The 3,372-nt window shown below is 44.1% G+C and carries 3 protein-coding genes; all 3 read left to right on the top strand.

The features are described from left to right. Window positions 1-178 precede the first annotated feature (178 nt). Complete coding sequence (locus tag FWJ59_RS08785) at window positions 179-1,654, top strand: DUF1538 domain-containing protein (protein ID WP_414481567.1); 1,476 nt, start codon at window positions 179-181, stop codon at window positions 1,652-1,654. Window positions 1,655-1,660: 6 nt separating this feature from the next. Then, entirely contained in the window at window positions 1,661-2,329 is a 669-nt protein-coding gene (locus FWJ59_RS08780) for a P-II family nitrogen regulator (RefSeq protein ID WP_414481566.1), read from the top strand. Window positions 2,330-2,564: 235 nt separating this feature from the next. Next, on the top strand, window positions 2,565-3,372 hold an 808-nt coding region (amrB, locus tag FWJ59_RS08775), incomplete at its 3' end, for an AmmeMemoRadiSam system protein B (protein WP_414481565.1).

Genomic DNA, 3,372 nt, shown 5'->3' with positions numbered 1-3,372 from the left:
GAGGATTTTTTACTATGGTCTTATTATTTTTTTGGTGTTGCATTTAATTTTACAATGAGCCTAAATAAATATCTTAGGTTTTGAGCAAATTTTGAGGTGATTTAACAAAAAAAGTATGGTAAAATAATTCTGAATGCCATAAGTTAAAGTATAATTTCAAAGAAGGGGTGATACATAGTTGAACGTAATTCTGGACAAGTTAAAGGAGGTACTACACACTGTTCTACCCATTACAGCAATAGTTCTCATATTGCATTTTACATTGACGCCGCTGGAAACGCATCTGATTTTAAAGTTTCTCGTTGGTACATTACTCATCATCATAGGCTTATCGGTATTTCTACTTGGAGTTGATGTAGGAATTACTCCCATTGGCACTGCCATAGGGTCGGCCATTACAAAGACGAACAAAATATTGGTGGTAATTAGTGTAGGTTTCGTGCTTGGTTTTTTCATTTCTGCTGCCGAACCTGATCTGCATATACTAGCAAGGCAGGTGGATATGGTTACATCCGGTCAAGTTTCAAAGATGGGGATAGTTGTGGCCGTTTCGATTGGCCTTGGGATCATGATTGCTCTTGGCTTTGCAAGAATAGTATATAACGTTTCCCTGCGAACTGTATTTACTGTGATGTATGGGATAGTCTTTATATTGGCTTTGTTTTCATCTCCTGCATTTTTGGCCATATCGTTTGACGCCTGCGGTGCTACCACCGGCGCTTTAACCGTTCCTTTCATCTTGGCGCTTGCAATGGGCGTTTCGATGCTAAAAAAGGACAGCAAAGCCTCCGAACGGGACAGTTTTGGATTGGTGGGTATTGCGTCCATAGGCGCTATATTGGGAGTTTTAATTATGGATATAGCTTCGAATGCAGGCGAGATAACGGGTGCACTAGAGGCTAATGCCCTGGCGTCTGAGTCTATTATAGATCCCTTTATTGAGGAGCTACCCAAAGTTACCCGTGATGTGTTTTTGGCATTGTTGCCTATATTGCTTACCCTGTTCATATTTCAAATATTTTCATCCGGCTTTTCAAGGAGAGCCTTTAGGAAGGTATTGATGGGGCTTTTATTCGCCTTTGTAGGGCTGGTGCTGTTTATGGACGGCGTCAATGCCGGTTTTATGGACGTAGGAAGTATTGTGGGATATAGGGTTGCCATGCTGGATAACAAAGCGTATATCCTGATAATCGGTTTCATACTGGGGTTTGTTACTGTACTGGCCGAGCCGGCCGTACACGTTTTGATGCACCAGATTGAAGATGCTACCAGCGGCTACATTAAGAGAAGTCTAGTAATGGTTGCCCTTTCATTAGGAATCGGAGTTGCGGTGGCCTTATCGGTGTTGAGGGTACTGGTTCCTGGCATTCAACTCTGGCATTATTTATTGCCTTCTTATATAATAGCAATAGCACTTATGTATTTTGTTCCGGAACTTTTTATCGGTATTGCTTTCGATTCGGGCGGCGTAGCTTCAGGACCCATGACCGCCACCTTTATATTGGCCTTTATACAGGGGGCTGCCGAAGCGGTAGAAGGCGCTAATGTACTGGTGGATGGATTTGGAATGATTGCGATGGTGGCATCCATGCCGCTTATTGCTTTGCAGATATTAGGACTTGTATATAAAGTGAAATCTCGGAAGGAGGCATAAACATTCATGGTAGTTTGCTCTAATGCCACGGATTTTGAATTGATATACGTCATAGTGAATTTCGGCATGGGCAGCAAGGTGTTGCAAACAGCAAAAAAACATGGTATGACAGGAGGGACGGTATTTTTAGGAAGAGGCACCGTCAAAAGCCATGTACTGGAGCTTTTAGGTATAACCGATGAGCGTAAAGAAATAGTGGTAATGGCTGCTGATAGAAAAACGGCAGATGAAGTGGCAGAATTCCTAAATGAGCATTTTCATTTTGAAAAGCCGCACCATGGCATAGCCTTTACCATGCCGGTTTGTGATATAATAGGGTCAACTGTCTATAAGCATGATGAAATTCACATGGAGGGGAGCGAAGACAAGGTGTCTTACAATCTAGTGGTTACGATTGTAGATAGGGGTAAAGGAGAGGAGGTGGTGGAGGCTTCCAGAAAGGCTGGAGCCAAGGGCGCCACTATAGTGAACGCAAGGGGTGCGGGCATTCACGAGACCAGCAAGGTCTTTGCCATGGAAATCGAGCCAGAAAAGGAAATGGTGCTTATCCTGGTAAAGAGCGATATTGCCGAAGCGGTTGTCTCGTCCATAAGAGAACATCTCGAGATAGATCAGCCCGGTAAAGGCATAATTTTTGTACAAAGCGTGAACAAGACCTATGGCTTGCATGAATGATTCTTTTTTTAGATGATAGGTTGAAGAGGTAGGCCTTTATATCACAATTATTGTGACAATAAAGGCCTACTTGTATTATTGGATACAGAGCTTTGCTGAAAATAACTTATTAAGTTAGGTCCAAATGATTTTTATGCCAAAATCAGGGAAGCATGTTGCAGAAAAGGGCGTTCATATCTGTATCTTTATCCCATTTTGTGATAAACTTAATAGGTGGAGAAGGAGGTGTCATCAAGTGGGTGAGATCCTTTCGGTTTACCTGATGCCTCATCCTCCCATTATCATTCCGGAGGTTGGCAAAGGTGAAGAGAGAAAGGCGCAAAGCACGCTAGAGGCCATGGAAGCATGCGCCAAGCATATAGAGGAAAAGAAGCCCCATACCATAATACTCATCACTCCTCACGGACCGATGTTTCGCGATGCCATAGCTGTGATGGCTGTACCGCGTCTGACAGGGAATTTCGCAAGGTTTGGCGCTGCAGGCGTGAAGATGTCTTTTGAAAACGATGTTGAGCTAGCCAGGGCCATTGTCGATAGCGCTGAGCGTTCAAATATATCCTGTATAGGGATTGACGGCAATGTGGCATCCGAATACGGCATATCGACAGCCATGGACTGGGGTGCCCTGGTGCCCTTATATTTTGTGGTTAAGCAGTATAGCGACTTTAAGCTGGTGCATATCACATATGCACCCTTATCGTATGAGAAGTTGTATGCCTTTGGGAAAGTTATTCAAGAAGTTGTACATGCCTGCCAAAGGGATGTGAGCGTGATTGCCAGCGGCGACCTATCCCATCGGTTGAGCCAGGACGGGCCTTATGGCTTTAATCCAATGGGACCTAAGCTGGATAAGCAGATAATATCGCTTATTGAGAACGGCGATGTTGAGGGGTTCTTCAATTTAGATCCCGTAATGGTTGAAGAAGGTGGCGAGTGCGGCCTTCGTTCCATCATTATAGCCTTAGGAACGCTGGATGGCTATGAGTTGTATCCCAGGGTTTTATCCTATGAGGGGCCCTTTGGAGTGGGATACGGTGTGGCCA

It is taken from the genome of Caldicoprobacter sp., assembly GCF_047459465.1.
Taxonomy (GTDB): Bacteria; Bacillota; Clostridia; order Caldicoprobacterales; family Caldicoprobacteraceae; genus Caldicoprobacter.
This window is presented reverse-complemented; position numbering and strand designations above follow the sequence as displayed.

What these genes read in the sequence shown, in the direction of transcription:
- FWJ59_RS08780 (WP_414481566.1), top strand. Translation starts at nt 1,661, where the DNA reads ATGGTAGTTTGCTCTAATGCCACGGATTTTGAATTGATATACGTCATA.